We start from the raw sequence: 15,211 nt of genomic DNA, 5'->3' as shown, positions 1-15,211 counted from the left end.
GGCGGCCGCCCTTCCGGTCGGCCGCCGGTCGCTCGCAGGCCTACCGGTCGGCCACCGCCTGCTTGATCAGCGTCCGGCCGAAGTCCCAGACGAGCCCCCCGCCATGGTGCGCGTCGTCCATCACCTCGGTGAAGGCGTCCACGAACCGGTCCACCTCCCGCTCCCCCACGACCAGCGGCGGGATCAGCTTGATCACCTCCAGGTGGTCGCCGGAGACCTGGGTGAGGATGCGGTGCCGCTGGAGCAGCGGGACGACCACCATCTGCGCGAACAGGCCCTTGCGGGCCGCCTGGAGCATGGTCCAGCGGCCGCGCAGCTTCAGCGAGCGGGGCCTGCCGAACTCGATGCCGATCATCAGGCCCCGTCCGCGGACGTCGGCGAGCAGCTCGTACTCGTCGACCAGCGCCGTGAGCCGGGACTTCAGCAGCTCTCCGGTCGCGCGGGCGTTCGCGACGACCTGCTCGTTCTCCATGACGGACAGCACGGCCAGCCCGGCCGCCATGGCCTGGGCGTTGGAACCGAAGCTCGCCGAGTGCACCAGCACCCGGTCCATGGACGAGTAGACCTTCTTGAAGATCCAGTCCTTGCCGAGCGTGGCGCCCACCGGCACGTAGCCGCCGGAGAGCGCCTTGGCGACGCAGACCAGGTCGGGTTCGACGCCCTCCTCGTGCTGGTGGGCGTAGAAGTCGCCGGTCCTGCCGAGGCCGGTCTGCACCTCGTCGGCGATCAGCAGCGCCTTGTGGCGGTGCAGCAGCTCCTGGGCGGAGCGCAGGTAGCCGGGCGGGGCCTCGTGCACCCCCTTGCCCTGGATCGGCTCGACGATCAGCGCGGCCACGTCGCCCCGGCGCAGTTCCCGCGCCAGCGCGTCGAGATCGCCGAGGGGGACGGCGGTGTCGGGCAGCAGCGGCGCGAAGCCGTCCCGGAACCCGTCCTCGCCGTTGACCGACAGGGAGCCCGTGGTCAGTCCGTGGAAGGCGTGGTCGCAGTACAGGACCCTGGGTCTGCCGGTGGCGTACCGGGCGAACTTCAGCGCGGTCTCCACGGCCTCGGTGCCGCTGTTGCCGAAGAAGACCCGGTCCAGGTGCGGGCTGTGGGCGAGGAGCTTCTCGGCCAGCAGTCCGGGCAGCGGCTGGCAGTCGAAGCGGGTGAGGTCGGCGAGCGAGGCGTCGAGGACGTCGTGCAGCGCCTTGCGGACGACGGGGTGGTGGCGGCCGAGGCCCATCACCCCGAACCCGGCGAGCATGTCCAGGTAGTCGTTGCCGTCCGCGTCCCAGAAGTAGGCGCCCTCGCCCCGCTCGTAGACCTTGTCGAAGCCGATGGTGTGCAGCATGCGCGGCAGCTGGTGGTTGAGGTACCTGCCGTGCAGCTCGTAGCGTTCGGCTCCGCGCTCGGCCAGCAGCGCGCCGAGGTCGAACTCCGTGGTCATCGCGCTGTCTCCTCGCCGGGGGCTTCGGTGGTCCTGTCGGAGGTGTTGTCGGCCGGGTTCCCGGCCGTCCCCCGTGCCGGGCCGGCGGCCGCCTTCCCGGCGGTGTCCCGCGCCGCCCGCCCGGCCGGGCCGCCGGTCGTGCCGCGCGCCTCGCGGGCGGCCAGGCTCGCGCCGATCCGTCCGGCGATCTCGACCGGCGTGAGCCCGATGTCGGCGAGCACCTCGGCCCGCTTGGCGTGGGCGAGGAACTGCTCCGGGATCCCGAAGCGCCGTACGGGCACGTCGACCTCGGCGTCCCCCAGGGCCAGGGCGACGGCCGAACCGACGCCCGCGGCGCGGCTGTTGTCCTCCACCACGGCGACGAGGCGGTGTTCGGCGGCCAGGGCGGGCAGCGCCGGGTCGACCGGTTTGACCCACCGCGGGTCCACCACCGTGCAGCCGATGCCGCGGGCCTGGAGCAGTTCGGCGGCGCCGAGGCAGGTCGGCGCCATGACGCCGACGGCGACGAGGAGGACCTCCGGCGCCGTGCCGCGGTGCAGGACGTCCATGCCGCCGACGCGGTCGACGGCCGGGATCAGGGGCCCGACCGACTCCTTCGGGAAGCGGACCAGGGTGGGCGCGTCGTCCACGGCGACCGCCTCGCGCAGTTGCGCGCGCAGCTGGCCGGCGTCCCGCGGGGCCGCGATCCGGAGGCCGGGGACCACCTGGAGGACGGACATGTCCCACATGCCGTTGTGGGAGGCGCCGTCGGCCCCGGTCACCCCGGCGCGGTCGAGGACGAACGTCACCCCGCAGCGGTGCAGGGCCACGTCCATCAGCAGTTGGTCGAAGGCCCGGTTGAGGAAGGTGGCGTAGACGGCGACGACGGGGTGCAGGCCCCCGGTGGCCAGGCCGGCCGCGGACACCGCCGCGTGCTGTTCGGCGATCCCCACGTCCCACACCCGGTCGGGGAAGCGGGCGGCGAACGCGCCCAGGCCGACGGGGTGCAGCATGGCGGCGGTGATCGCCACGACGTCGTCGCGTTCCTCGCCGATCCGCACGATCTCGTCGCCGAACACGGACGTCCAGGAGGGGGCGCCGGCCGGGACGAGCGGCGCGCAGGTCAGCGGGTCCATCACCCCGACCGTGTGGAAGCGGTCCTCCTCGTGCGCGAGGGCGGGTCCGTAGCCGCGGCCCTTCTCGGTGAGGCAGTGCACCAGCACCGGCCCGTGGAAGCGCTTGGCCCGCCGCAGCGCCGACTCGACGGCCCGGACGTCGTGGCCGTCGATGGGACCGACGTACTTCAGGCCGAGGTCCTCGAACATGCCCTGCGGGGCGAAGGCGTCCTTGAAGCCCTTCTTCGCGCCGTGCAGCGACTCGTAGACGGTGTGGCCGACGACGGGCGTGCGCAGCAGCACCTCTTTGCCCCAGGCCAGCACCTTCTCGTAGCCGTCGGTGGTGCGCAGGGTGGCGAGGTGGTCGGCGAGGCCGCCGATGGTCGGGGCGTAGGAGCGTTCGTTGTCGTTGACGACGATGATCAGCGGCCGGTCCCGGGCGGCCGCGATGTTGTTCAGCGCCTCCCAGGCCATGCCGCCGGTGAGCGCGCCGTCGCCGACGACCGCGACGACGTGGCCCGTCCCGCCCCGCACCTGGCGGGCCTTGGCGAGGCCGTCGGCCCAGCCGAGGACGGTGGAGGCGTGGCTGTTCTCGATGACGTCGTGCTCGGACTCCTCGCGCGAGGGATAGCCGGACAGGCCGCCCTTGCCGCGCAGCTTGGAGAAGTCCTGACGTCCCGTCAGGAGCTTGTGCACATAGCTCTGGTGGCCGGTGTCCCACAGGATGCGGTCGACCGGCGACTCGAAGACCCGGTGCAGGGCGACGGTCAGTTCCACCACCCCCAGGTTGGGCCCGAGGTGTCCGCCGGTCCTGGCGACCGCGTGTACCAGGAACTCCCTGATCTCACCGGACAGTTCGCCGAGTTCCGCCTCGGACAGCGCCTTCAGGTCGCGTGGTTGCCGAATGTTCTCCAGGATCGTCACGCTCGGGCCCCCTCTCGGTCCGTGCTGTTCAACTCACGGTGACGGCCGGCTCCCCCGGGACGGCGCCGTCGGATTCCATCTGTTCGGCGATCTTCATGGCCTCCTCGATGAGGGTCTCCACGATCTTGGACTCGGGGACGGTCTTGATGACCTCGCCCTTGACGAAGATCTGGCCCTTGCCGTTGCCGGAGGCCACTCCGAGGTCGGCCTCGCGCGCCTCGCCGGGGCCGTTGACGACACAGCCCATGACCGCGACCCGCAGCGGGACCTCCATGCCCTCCAGGCCCGCGGTGACCTCCTCGGCCAGTTTGTACACGTCGACCTGGGCGCGGCCGCAGGACGGGCAGGAGACGATCTCCAGTCCGCGCTGCTTGAGGTTGAGGGACTCCAGGATCTGGTTGCCGACCTTGACCTCCTCCACCGGCGGGGCGGAGAGGGAGACGCGGATGGTGTCGCCGATGCCCTGCGAGAGCAGGGCGCCGAAGGCGACGGCCGACTTGACGGTGCCCTGGAAGGCGGGGCCGGCCTCGGTGACGCCGAGGTGGAGGGGGTAGTCGCACTGGGCGGCGAGCTGGCGGTAGGCCTCGATCATCACGACCGGGTCGTTGTGCTTGACGGAGATCTTGATGTCGCGGAAGTCGTGCTCCTCGAACAGCGACGCCTCCCACAGCGCCGACTCCACCAGCGCCTCCGGGGTGGCCCTGCCGTACTTCTGCAGCAGTCGGCGGTCCAGCGAGCCGGCGTTGACGCCGATGCGGATCGGGGTGCCGTGCTCGTTGGCCGCCTTCGCGATCTCCTTGACCTTGTCGTCGAACTGCTTGATGTTGCCCGGGTTGACCCGCACCGCCGCGCAGCCCGCCTCGATCGCGGCGAACACGTACTTGGGCTGGAAGTGGATGTCCGCGATCACCGGCAGCTGCGACTTGCGCGCGATCGTCGCCAGCGCGTCCGCGTCGTCCTGCGTCGGACACGCCACCCGCACGATCTGACAGCCCGCCGCCGTCAGCTCCGCGATCTGCTGCAGCGTCGCCCCGATGTCCGAGGTCCGCGTCGTCGTCATCGACTGCACCGAGACGGGAGCGTCCCCGCCCACCGCCACGGACCCGACCTGGATCCGCCGGCTCCTGCGGCGCTCGGCGACCGGCCGGGGCGGCACCTCGGGGACGCCCAGGGAGACGGCGGTCACGGCCTCACTCCCTGTTCCCGGAGACCGTCTCGCGCAGGGCGCGCAGCGACTCCTTGAGCGAGCCCATGGTGGCGAGGACGGCGGTGGGCTCGTAGCCGCAGTGCGCCATGCAGTTGGCGCAGCGCGGGTCCTTGCCGCGGCCGTACTTGTCCCAGTCGGTCTCCTCGATCAGCTCGCGGTACGTCGGCACGTAGCCGTCGCTCATCAGGTAGCAGGGGCGCTGCCAGCCGAAGAGGGAGTAGTTCGGGATCGCCCAGGCCGTGCACGGGAAGTCGACCTTGCCCTCCAGGAAGTCCAGGAAGAGCGGCGAGTGGTTGAGCCGCCAGCGGAGCCGGTTGCCGCCGGAGAAGGCCTTCTTGAACAGCTCGCGGGTCTGTTCCACGCCGAGGAAGTGCTCCTGGTCGGGGGCCTTCTCGTAGGCGTAGGCGGGCGAGATCATCATCTCGTCGACCTTGAGGTCGTCGTTGAGGAAGTCGAGCACCTCGACGATGGTCTGCGGGGTGTCGGTGTTGAAGAAGGTCGAGTTGGTGGTGACCCGGAAGCCGCGCCGCTTGGCCTCCTTGATCGCCTCCACGGCCTCGTCGAACACGCCCTCCTTGGCGACCGACTCGTCGTGCCGCTCGCGCAGCCCGTCGATGTGCACGGCGAACGCGAAGTAGGGCGAGGGCGTGAACCTGTCCATCTTCTTGCGCATCAGCAGCGCGTTGGTGCAGAGGAAGACGAACTTTCTTCTCTCCACCAACTGGCGGACGATCTCGTGGATCTGAGGGTGCATCAGCGGTTCGCCGCCGGCGATCGACACCATGGGCGCGCCGGATTCGAGCACCGCCCCCACGGCCTGGGCGACCGGCATGCGCTGTTTGAGCACTCCCGCCGGGTGCTGGATCTTGCCGCAGCCCTCGCACTTGAGGTTGCAGGCGAAGAGCGGTTCCAGCTCGACGATGAGCGGGAACTTCTCCCGCTTGCGGAGCTTTTGTTCAGCCAGGTAAGTAGCGACCTTGATGGACTGGCGCAGCGGCATGGCCATCTGGCTCACCTCCGGGGGAGCAGCACGTTGCGGTGCCATTCGAAGAATGCGGGCAGGACGGAACGAAGGACGCGGAAAGCCGATATTCCACCGCGCACCGTGCCGATCCGGACGAGTTCATGTTCAGGAGCGTCCACGACCACCCGGACGGCCGCAACCGGGCGCGCGCCCGTACGGACGGCGCTCAGGAGCGTGGCCGCCGACTCCATGTCGACCGCGATCGCGCCGGTGGCGAGCAGGTCGGACCGCTCCGGTCCGCGCACCACGTGGTCGGAGCCGGTCAGGGGGCCTGTGTGGACGGTGCGCCCGGGCAGGGTGCGCACGAGTTCCTTGACGAGCAGTTCGGTGTTCACGCACGGCACGGTGCCGCGCGGGTCGCGGGTCTCCTCGGCGACCACCAGGTCGCCGGGGTGCATACCGGGGGCCAGTCCCGCGCAGAAGCCGGTGGCGAGCACGACCGCTCCGCCGAGCACCGGGTCGCCGAGGACCCGGGTCACGGAGCGCTCGGCCGCCTTCGGTCCCATCCCGGTGCGCAGGACGGTCACCGGCCCGCCCGCCCCGCCGCGGTCGCCCATGCGCAGGGCGAGGTGCTCGATGCCGAGCGCGCAGGCGATCAGCAGCGGGGCGGGGGCGGGCCGCGTGTTCATCAGTTCCCCTCGGCCTCGGGGGGAGCCGGTGTCTTCGGGGCGGCGGGCTCGCCGTGGACGTACCGGCCGAGCGCGGTCAGCGGGAAGACCTGCCGGTACAGGTGGTAGTTGATGGAGAAGTCCCAGGGGAAGCCGGTGCCGGTGAACTGGGGCTCGTCCCAGGAGCCGTCCTCGCGCTGGGTCCCGGCGAGCCAGGCGACGCCCCGCTCGACGGCTTTCGAGTCCCTCTCCCCCGCCGCCAGCAGCGCCATCAGCGCCCAGGCCGTCTGCGAGGCGGTCGAGGCGCCCCGGCCGCTCCACTTCGCCCGGTCGTCGTAGGAGCGCAGGTCCTCGCCCCAGCCGCCGTCGTCGTTCTGGACGCGCTCCAGCCAGGCGACCGCCCGCCGGATCGCCGGGTGCCGGACGGAGAGTCCGGCGGCGACGAGCGCGGGCACCACCGAGCCGGTGCCGTACAGGTAGTTGACGCCCCAGCGCCCGAACCACGAACCGTCGGGCTCCTGTTCGGCGAGCAGCCAGGTGATGCCGCGCCGGGTGCGCGGGTCGCGGGAGAGCCCCTCGAAGGCGAGCATCTCGACGACGTGCGCGGTGACGTCCGCCGACGGCGGGTCGATGACCTCCCCGAAGTCGCAGAACGGCAGCCGGTTGGGGAAGGGGCTGGTGTTGTCGACGTCGAACGCCCCCCAGGCGCCGTTCCTCGACTGCATGCCCAGGTTCCAGCGCACCCCGCGGCCGATCGCCTTCTCCACCCGCTCCGGGTCGTGGTGGCGGACCCGGCGCAGCGCGAGGACCACCTCGGCGGTGTCGTCGATGTCGGGGTAGTTGTCGTTGTGGAACTCGAACGCCCATCCCCCGGGCGGCAGTCCGGGCCGTCGCACGGACCAGTCGCCGGGCCGCACGACCTGTTCGCCCAGCATCCAGTCGGCGGCCTTGACCAGTTGGGGGTGGTCGGCCGGCACCCCCGCGTCGGCCAGCGCGATGGTGGCCAGGCAGGTGTCCCACACAGGCGACTGGCAGGCCTCGACCATGCGGGCCCCGTCCTCGCGCCACACCGCGTACCGGTCCAGCGACTTCAGTCCCTCCCGCATCACGGGGTGTTCGAGGTCGTAGCCGAGCAGGTACAGGGCGATGATCGAGTACACGGCGGGCGGCTGGATGCCGCCCCAGCAGCCGTCGTTCTCCTGCCGCTCGATGATCCAGCGGGCGGCCGAGTTGAGGGCGGCCCTGCGCAGTCTGCGCACCGCGACCGCGCGGTAGCCGCGCACGACCTTGTCCAGCCGCTGGAACAGCCCGTCCCAGCTGGCCAGCGGTGCCGGCGGTCCGGGCGGGTTGGGGTCGGCCGGGTCGGTGTGCAGCTCGTCGAGTCCGAAGGGCGCCGGGCGCACCGGGCGCTTGGCCGAGACGACGGTGAGCGGCACGATGGTCTGCCGGGCCCAGCAGCCGAAGTTGTAGATGCTGAGCGGGAACCATCTGGGGAAGTACAGCAGTTCCGGGGGGAGTTCGGGCAGGTCCTCCCACTTCCACCAGCCGAACAGCGCCAGCCAGATCCGGGTGAAGACCCGGGCCGCGGCGATCCCGCCCCGGTCGCGGACCCAGGCGGAGGCCCTCGCCATGTGCGGCGCGTCCGGCTCGTCCCCGGCCAGCCGCAGGGCGACGTAGGCCTCGACGGTGGCGGACAGGTCGCCGGGGCCGCCGTGGAAGGTGGCCCAGGTGCCGTCCTCGCGCTGCTCGCCCCTGATGAACAGGGCGGCGGCGCGGGTGGTCGCCTCGTCCCGGATGCCCAGGAACTGACGGAGCAGCAGGTCCTCGGCGTCCATCGTGACGTTCGTCTCGAGGTCGCCCTTCCACCAGCCCTCGATGTCCTGCCGGGCGAGCAGGAGGTCGGTCGCGCGCCTTACGGCGCGCACGGCGGCTTCCTGTACCCCGGCCGCCGCGGGGATGTCGATGTGGACGTCGATACGGGTTTCGCTGGCCGCGGCAGCGCGGGGCGGGAGGGCCCCGGCGCTTCCGTCGGTCGTCGCTGTCATGGCTTCCCCTTCGTGCAGTGTGCATGGCGTTGCGTCTGCTGTGGGTCCGCCGTCGGCCGGTGCGTCTCTTCCCGCGACACCGGCCGGCGACTACGCGAGGGTTATTCGACCGATAGTGATCATCTCTTTCGTACGACGACGAAGTCGGCGAGCGCCGTGAACCGTTCCCGCACCTGCTCGGGCATGTCGACGGCGTTCAGGGCCTCGAGGGCGACGGCGTGCTGACGGCGTGCCTCCTCGGCGGTCCACTCGCGGCCGCCGGCCTCCTCGATGAGCGCGGCACGGGCCGCGAACTCCTCCTCGGAGAAGTTCGCGAAGTCGCTGCGCTCGGCGTCGGCGGCGAGCATCTCCCCGAGCCGTTCGGAGGCGGGGCCGCCGGCGTCGAGCGCGGCCACGACCGGCAGGGACTTCTTGCGCTGGCGCAGGTCGCTCCAGGTCTGCTTGCCGGTGGCCTCCGGGTCGCCCCAGATGCCGAGGAGGTCGTCGACGGCCTGGAAGGCCAGGCCGAGGTGGTGGCCGTAGCGCTCCAGGCTGTCGGCGGTGTGCGCGTCGGCGCCGCCGAGCACGGCGCCGACGGAGCTGGCGCAGGCCAGCAGGGCGCCGGTCTTGTTGCCCTCCATCTCCAGGCACTCCGCGACGCTGACGCGGTCGCGGTGCTCGTAGGAGATGTCCTGGGCCTGGCCGTCGATCAGGGCGCGGCTGGCGGCGGTCAGTCGCCGGGCGGCCCGGCCCGCCTCGACCGTGCCGAGTTCGAGGAGGACCTCGCCCGCCAGGGCGAACAGCGCGTCGCCGACCAGGATGGCCTGGGCGGGACCGTGCACCTTCCAGACGGTGTCGCGGTGGCGGCGCTGCTCGTCGCCGTCCATCAGGTCGTCGTGCAGGAGCGAGAAGTTGTGGACCAGTTCGACGGCGACCGCGCCGGGCACGCCCACCTCGGGCGCGGCACCGGTGACCTCGGCGGAGAGCACGGCGAGCGCGGGGCGTACGGCCTTGCCGCCGTCCCCGTCGGTCGGGTTGCCCTGGGCGTCGATCCAGCCGAAGTGGTAGGCGGCGACCGTGTCCATCGGAGACGCCAGGCGGTCGACGGCCGCGCGCAGCACCGGTGTGGCCAGGGTCCGGCCGCGCTCCAGCAGTGCGGTCACGTCCACCGCGGTCCTCCTTGCGGTCTTCTCGACCGGGGGCACAGTGGGCACAGTTTCTCCTCTTGTCGCGGTACCGGAGGGCGTGCGGGGGTGTGCCGGGCCGTGCTGATCGAACGTCACCGGGTCCCACCTCGCAGGGGAACACCGGGGCCCTCCGGTTCTCGGCCGGGGGCCCGGCCCGCGGCGCGGCCGCTGTCGGACGCAGCGTCCTCCGGGACGATGCAGTGGGCCGCCTCCTCGAACGCGAAGAGGTGGCGGGGGCGGGGCCGGCCGAGCGCGGCGAGGGCGGCGTCCGCCGCGCTCACGCCGCTGCGGACCGCGCTCTCCATGGTCGCGGGCCACCCGGTGGCGGTCCACGCCCCGGCCAGGTACAGGCCGGGTGACTTGGTGCGGGCGCCGGGCCTGAGCCGTCCGACGCCGGGGGCGGGAGCGAAGGTGGCCGTGCGCTCCCGGGTCACGAAGAAGTCCCGCACCGTCGCGCCGCGGGTGCCCGGCAGCAGCCGTTCCAGCTCGGGCAGGTAGCGCTCGCGCAGGGCGGCGACGGGCGCGTCGATGTCGTCCTGCGCGGCGGACTGCGACAGGGCGAGGTACTGGCCCTCGCGCAGCCCGGAGGCGCCGGTGCGGTCGAAGACCCACTGCACGGGGGTGCCGAGGGCGGCGAGGAAGGGGACGCCGAGCACCTTGCGGTCGTAGACGACGTGCACGTTCAGGATCGGCGCCGTGCCGATCTCCAGGAGCCGCTCGGGGGCGTCGAGCGCCCCGGCCGGCAGCAGGCCGTGGGCCTCGCGCTGCGGTACGGCGAGCACGACGGCGTCCGCGCGGAGCGTCTCGCCGGGCACGCCGGGAGCGCGGACGGTCCACGTGCCGTCGGCGGCGGCCGAGACGGCCGTGACGCGGGCACGGACCTCGGTGCGCACGCCCGCGGAGTCGAGGGCCTCGCGGGCCAGCCGGTCGTGGAGTTCGCCCAGCGGGACGTGGGCCCAGCCGATGTCGGCGGCGCCCGGGTCGGACAGCAGGCCGGTCTTGAACACCATCGCGGCCAGTGCCAGGGAGGTGTCGCCGGCGACCGCGTTGAGGGTGGCGACCCCGACCAGGTCCCACAGGGCCTCCACGGCCCGCGGCGACTGCCCGTGGGCGGCCAGCCAGCCGCCGAAGTCCTGGGAGTCCAGGGCGGGGTCGGTGAGGTCGAGGCCCTTGAGCGCGAGCGCGGCCCGGCCGACCGAGGCGCGTTCGGCGAGCGAGAGGTGTGGATAGGTGGCGAGGCTGCGGCCCAGGTGGAGGGGGACGGGCAGCGCGTCGCGCCGCAGTCTGCCGAGCCGTCGCCCCGCGGGCTTGTCGAGGTCGACGACGGGCACGTCGAGCCGGTCCTGCAGCGGCGCCAGCGCGGCGCCCCCGATGCGGTCGAGGAACCAGCGGTAGGCGGTGCAGCAGCGCAGGTAGACGTGCTGGCCGTTGTCGACGGTGAGTCCGTCGCGCCGGAAGGAGAACGCCAGGCCGCCGAGCCGGGGCCGGCCCTCGAGCAGGGTGACGCGCGCGCCCGCGTCGGCGAGCGCGAGCGCGGCGGTGACGCCGGCGAGCCCGCCGCCGATCACGACGGCGTCCCGCCCGGAGGTCTCCGGGATGCCGGAGCCCGGCTCGTCGCTCATCGTGCGCCCTCCCCTGCGCGCCCGCCCTGCCGGTCGGACCCGGTACGGCGTGCCGTCGCCGTCAGGGACGCGGCGTCGCGGCGGAGGGTTGCGTGCCGTTTCCCGCCGGTGACGTCACCGTGGTCCGCATCGCCTTGTGGGTCCATCAGATCGGCCTCCTGCCGGTCAGCCGGGACACGTGGCGGGTGTCCAGGCCGGAGAGGCCGCGGACGGCGACGTAGGCCTTCTCCCGGCCGGGCAGGGAGACCCGGCCGCGCAGGACGGCCCCGGGGTCGCGCTCGATGCGGTCCAGCAGGCGGCGGTAGATGCCGGCCATGGCGGCGACGCAGGCGCCGCTGCGCCGGTCGAGCAGGGGGAGCAGCCGGTAGCCCTCGGCGAACAGGGCGCGGGCGCGCCGCACCTCGAAGTGCACGAGGCCCGCGAAGTCGGATCCCTCCGGCGGCGTCGGCCCGTCGAAGCCGGCCGAGCAGCCGAACTTGGCGAGGTCGTCGGCGGGCAGGTAGGTGCGCCCGCCGACGGCGTCCTCGCGGACGTCCCGCAGGATGTTGGTCAGCTGGAGGGCGAGGCCGAGGGTGTCGGCGTACTCCGGCGCCCGTTCGGCGCCGCGTGCTCCGGGTTCGGTGCCGAAGACGCCGAGGGAGAGCCGTCCGATGGCACCCGCCACGCAGCGGCAGTACGTCTTCAGGTCGTCCCAGGTCTCGTAGGTCTCGCCGCGGACGTCCATCAGGACGCCGTCGATCAGCTCGTCCAGGCCGCCCAGCGGGATCGGGAAGGTCCGGGCGGCGTGCGCGAGGGCGACCGCGACGGGGTCGGTGTCGTCCTCCTCGACCTCGCCCGCGCGGACCCGGGTGAGCAGCGCGCGCGTGTCCTGCAGCCGGGCGCTCTTGACCCGGCCGTCCAGCGCGCCGTCACCGATGTCGTCGACGCGGCGCGAGAACGCGTACAGCGCCGACATGGCGCGGCGCTTCGCGGTGGGCAGCAGCCGGATGCCGTAGGCGAAGTTGCGCGCCTGCTGTCCGGTGACGGTCTCGCAGTAGCCGTAGGCGGCGAGCACCGGTGCGGACACGGGTGGCGGAGAGTCCACGGTCCGGATCACCCCTCTCCTCGCAGGGTCGTGCCCACCTCGCGCAGCAGCCGGAGCTTGCCGGGCCTGGGCGGGCCGGGAAGGACGTCGTGGTGGGCGGCGGCGATCGCGTGGAGCGCCGCCCTGCCGCCGGCCACGAAGCCCGCGAGCAGCAGCCTCAGCCGTCCGTGGACGCTGCCCACGAGGGGGGCGCCCTCGTCCAGGAGGTCGGCGGCGCGCCGGGCCTCGAAGGCGACCAGGGCGCGCACCGACGCCCCCGCGGTCGCGGCGGCGAGGTCCGCCTCCTGGACGTGGAAACGCTTCATGTCCGCGGCGGGCAGGTAGACGCGGTCGCGGCCGAGGTCCTCGGCCACGTCCTGGAGGTGCTCGACGATCTGCAGCGCGGTGCAGACCGCGTCGGAGCGGCGGACGCGCTCGGGGGTCGTGGTGCCGGTGACGGCGAGGACCAGCCGGCCCACGGGGTTGGCGGACAGCTCGCAGTAGGCCAGCAGGTCGTCGTAGGTCTCGTACCGGGTGACGAGCTGGTCCTGGCGGTTGGCGGCGATCAGGCCGAGGAAGGGCTCGGGGGTGAGCGAGCGGCGGCGCACGGTCGGCTGGAGGCGGCGCAGCAGGGGGTGGCGGGGCGTGCCGTCGAAGACGCGCCGCAGGTCGGCCTCGAAGGCGTCGAGGAGGACCAGCCGGTCCTCGGCCTCGGCGGCCGGCACGCCGAGCAGCCGGGCGTCGGCGCCGCCGGGCGCGAGGTCGCCGTCACCGATGTCGTCGACGAGGCGGGCGAAGCCGTACACGGCGACCAGGTCCTCGCGCCAGGCCCGGGGCAGGAAGAAGGGGGCCACGGGGAAGTTCTCGTCGGCGGCCTTGGCGAGGGTGGAGCGCTCCGTGTCCGCGACGCCCGGCGCCGTCATCGCCGACTGCCCGTGACAGGGACGGCACATGCTGCGTTGAGCTGGGGAGTTTCCGTAGCCATTGCCGTCACATCTCCCGTTCTACACCGACAACCCGACACCCACTATTTCGGACACGCCGCCCAACCGCCCGCGCGGCGTCGGCGCTCGAGGGTGTCGCGCATTATCGCCCCACTTGCCGCGTTTCGGGACCGGTACAGCTTACGTTGTACAACGCACCGGGGTCCGCGCGGGTGTCCCGGACATCACAACAACACACCGATTCGCGTCAAGATTCCTACGACAGGCGGGAGTTGACGCTTCCTTTGCAGACGCGGGGCCCCACCGGAAGGTTCCGGCGGGGCCCCGGCGGCACCGGCTCACTTCCCGGTGAACTTCTCGTACTCCTTGAGGACCTCTTCGGTCGGTCCGTCCATGCGCAGTTCGCCGCGTTCCAGCCACAGCACGCGGTCGCAGGTGTCGCGGATCGACTTGTTGCTGTGGCTGACCAGGAACACCGTCCCGGCCTGCCGGCGCAGCTCGCGGATCCGCTCCTCGGAGCGCCTGCGGAACTTCGCGTCACCGGTGGCCAGCGCCTCGTCGATCATGAGGACGTCGTGGTCCTTGGCGGCGGCGATGGAGAACCGCAGCCGGGCCGACATGCCGGAGGAGTAGGTGCGCATGGGCAGGGTGACGAAGTCGCCCTTCTCGTTGATGCCGGAGAAGTCGACGATCTCCTGGTAGCGCTCCTTGATCTGCTCCCGGGACATGCCCATGGCGAGCCCGCCGAGGACGATGTTGCGCTCGCCGGTGAGGTCGTTCATGAGGGCGGCGTTCACCCCGAGCAGGGAGGGCTGGCCGTCGGTGTAGACCTTGCCGCTCTCCGGCGGCAGCAGGCCGGCGATGGCGCGCAGCAGCGTCGACTTGCCGGAGCCGTTGGAGCCGATCAGGCCGATGGCCTCGCCGCGGTGGGCGACGAAGGAGACGCCGCGCACCGCGTGCACCTTGCGCACCCCCCGCTCCTCGCCTCGCCTGACGATCCGGCTGAGGGCGGCGGTGGCGCTGCCCTTGCCCGTCCGGGCGCCGTTGACGCGGTAGACGATGTGCACGTCGTCGGCGATGACGGTGGGGACCCGGTTGCCCGGCGGCTGCTCAGCCACGGCCGTACCTCTCCTCCGCCTGCCAGAAGTAGACGAAGCCGCCGATCGCGAACAGCGCGGCCCAGCCGCCGGCGACCGCCCACACGTGCTGGGGCAGGTTCTCGGCGCCGTACTGGTCGATGAGGGCGAAGCGCATCAGGTCCATGTAGACGGCCGCCGGGTTCCACTGGAGGACGTTCGCCACCCACTGCGGCTTGTCGGCGAGGAAGACCGGGATGGAGAACATGACGCCGGAGGCGTACATCCAGGTCCGCATGACGAACGGCATCAGCTGCGCCAGGTCCGGGGTCTTCGCGCCGGCCCGCGCGAAGATCAGGGCCAGGCCGGTGTTGAAGCAGAACTGGAGCACCAGCACCGGGACGATCAGGAGCCAGGAGGCGTCCGGGTAGCTGCCGAAGCCGATCACCACCAGGAACAGCACGGCCATCGAGTACAGCAGCTGCTGGAGCTGCTGGAGCGCGAAGGAGACCGGCAGCGAGGCGCGCGGGAAGTGCAGGGCGCGGACCAGGCCGAGGTTGCCGGAGATCGCCCGGACGCCGCTCATCACCGAGGACTGGGTGAAGGTGAAGACGAACACGCCCGTGACGAGGAACGGGATGTACACCTCCTTCTCCATGCCGCGGCTGGCGTTGAGGATCACGCCGAAGATCATGAAGTACACGGCGGCGTTCAGCAGCGGCGTGGCCACCTGCCACAGCTGCCCCAGCTTGGCCTGGCTGTACTGAGCGGTCAGCTTCGCCCGGGAGAAGGCCAGGATGAAGTGACGGCGCCCCCAGAGCTGGCGGACGTACTCCCGCAGCGGGGGCCGGGCGCCGCTCACGGCCAGCCCGTACCTGGCGGCCAGCTGCTCCGCCGTGAGGCCCTCGTCGGGCGACGGCGGCGCGCTCACCGCGACTCCGCCGTCATGCGTTGTCTCACTCACCAGTAGGAAACTTTCGTCTTCGGGATGCGCGGCCTGAACCGGGCCGGC

General features: G+C 72.4%; 13 protein-coding genes. All 13 read right to left on the bottom strand.

Annotated features, from left to right (window positions below; translation table 11 throughout):
• Positions 1–40 precede the first annotated feature (40 nt).
• On the bottom strand, positions 41–1,426 hold the full coding sequence (locus ACZ5FU_RS21245) for an aspartate aminotransferase family protein (RefSeq protein ID WP_451531116.1): 1,386 nt from the start codon (positions 1,424–1,426) through the stop codon (positions 41–43).
• A complete protein-coding gene (gene dxs, locus ACZ5FU_RS21240; RefSeq protein WP_451531115.1) occupies positions 1,423–3,444 on the bottom strand; it encodes a 1-deoxy-D-xylulose-5-phosphate synthase in 2,022 nt (673 codons plus the stop codon). Before dxs ends, ACZ5FU_RS21245 begins: the two co-directional genes overlap by 4 nt.
• Positions 3,445–3,472: 28 nt before the next feature.
• Positions 3,473–4,630 (bottom strand): flavodoxin-dependent (E)-4-hydroxy-3-methylbut-2-enyl-diphosphate synthase, encoded by a 1,158-nt coding sequence (gene ispG, locus ACZ5FU_RS21235; protein ID WP_468836631.1) that lies wholly within the window; start codon positions 4,628–4,630, stop codon positions 3,473–3,475.
• A gap of 4 nt (positions 4,631–4,634) precedes the next feature.
• Positions 4,635–5,657, bottom strand: a complete 1,023-nt coding sequence (gene hpnH, locus ACZ5FU_RS21230; RefSeq protein ID WP_451530943.1) for an adenosyl-hopene transferase HpnH — start codon at positions 5,655–5,657, stop codon at positions 4,635–4,637.
• A gap of 5 nt (positions 5,658–5,662) precedes the next feature.
• Complete coding sequence (locus tag ACZ5FU_RS21225) at positions 5,663–6,304, bottom strand: phosphorylase family protein (RefSeq protein WP_451781958.1); 642 nt, start codon at positions 6,302–6,304, stop codon at positions 5,663–5,665.
• Positions 6,304–8,328 (bottom strand): squalene--hopene cyclase, encoded by a 2,025-nt coding sequence (shc, locus tag ACZ5FU_RS21220; RefSeq protein WP_451530941.1) that lies wholly within the window; start codon positions 8,326–8,328, stop codon positions 6,304–6,306. The genes ACZ5FU_RS21225 and shc overlap by 1 nt, the downstream gene beginning before the upstream one ends.
• A gap of 119 nt (positions 8,329–8,447) precedes the next feature.
• A complete protein-coding gene (locus ACZ5FU_RS21215) occupies positions 8,448–9,521 on the bottom strand; it encodes a polyprenyl synthetase family protein (protein WP_451530940.1) in 1,074 nt (357 codons plus the stop codon).
• A 65-nt stretch (positions 9,522–9,586) separates the two neighbouring features.
• Positions 9,587–11,116 (bottom strand): hydroxysqualene dehydroxylase HpnE, encoded by a 1,530-nt coding sequence (gene hpnE / locus ACZ5FU_RS21210; RefSeq protein WP_451530939.1) that lies wholly within the window; start codon positions 11,114–11,116, stop codon positions 9,587–9,589.
• A complete protein-coding gene (locus tag ACZ5FU_RS21205; RefSeq protein WP_451530938.1) occupies positions 11,113–11,262 on the bottom strand; it encodes a DUF6380 family protein in 150 nt (49 codons plus the stop codon). Before ACZ5FU_RS21205 ends, hpnE begins: the two co-directional genes overlap by 4 nt.
• Positions 11,262–12,212 carry a presqualene diphosphate synthase HpnD gene (gene hpnD / locus ACZ5FU_RS21200; protein ID WP_451781952.1) on the bottom strand — a complete coding sequence of 317 codons (951 nt, stop codon included), beginning with the start codon at positions 12,210–12,212 and terminating at the stop codon, positions 11,262–11,264. Before hpnD ends, ACZ5FU_RS21205 begins: the two co-directional genes overlap by 1 nt.
• Entirely contained in the window at positions 12,209–13,102 is an 894-nt protein-coding gene (hpnC, locus tag ACZ5FU_RS21195) for a squalene synthase HpnC (RefSeq protein ID WP_451530936.1), read from the bottom strand. Before hpnC ends, hpnD begins: the two co-directional genes overlap by 4 nt.
• A gap of 359 nt (positions 13,103–13,461) precedes the next feature.
• Positions 13,462–14,241 carry an ABC transporter ATP-binding protein gene (locus tag ACZ5FU_RS21190; protein WP_451530935.1) on the bottom strand — a complete coding sequence of 260 codons (780 nt, stop codon included), beginning with the start codon at positions 14,239–14,241 and terminating at the stop codon, positions 13,462–13,464.
• Positions 14,234–15,163, bottom strand: a complete 930-nt coding sequence (locus ACZ5FU_RS21185; protein WP_451530934.1) for an ABC transporter permease — start codon at positions 15,161–15,163, stop codon at positions 14,234–14,236. The genes ACZ5FU_RS21190 and ACZ5FU_RS21185 overlap by 8 nt, the downstream gene beginning before the upstream one ends.
• Positions 15,164–15,211: the final 48 nt, after the last annotated feature.

This window comes from Streptomyces sp. NPDC031554, from assembly GCF_055580685.1.
Note: the sequence above shows the minus strand (reverse complement) of the source record. Positions and strands in the feature narration are given on the sequence as shown.

What these genes read in the sequence shown, in the direction of transcription:
- ACZ5FU_RS21245 (WP_451531116.1), bottom strand. Translation starts at nt 1,426, where the DNA reads ATGACCACGGAGTTCGACCTCGGCGCGCTGCTGGCCGAGCGCGGAGCC.
- hpnH (WP_451530943.1), bottom strand. Translation starts at nt 5,657, where the DNA reads ATGGCCATGCCGCTGCGCCAGTCCATCAAGGTCGCTACTTACCTGGCT.
- ACZ5FU_RS21225 (WP_451781958.1), bottom strand. Translation starts at nt 6,304, where the DNA reads ATGAACACGCGGCCCGCCCCCGCCCCGCTGCTGATCGCCTGCGCGCTC.
- shc (WP_451530941.1), bottom strand. Translation starts at nt 8,328, where the DNA reads ATGACAGCGACGACCGACGGAAGCGCCGGGGCCCTCCCGCCCCGCGCT.
- hpnE (WP_451530939.1), bottom strand. Translation starts at nt 11,116, where the DNA reads ATGAGCGACGAGCCGGGCTCCGGCATCCCGGAGACCTCCGGGCGGGAC.
- ACZ5FU_RS21205 (WP_451530938.1), bottom strand. Translation starts at nt 11,262, where the DNA reads ATGGACCCACAAGGCGATGCGGACCACGGTGACGTCACCGGCGGGAAA.
- hpnC (WP_451530936.1), bottom strand. Translation starts at nt 13,102, where the DNA reads ATGACGGCGCCGGGCGTCGCGGACACGGAGCGCTCCACCCTCGCCAAG.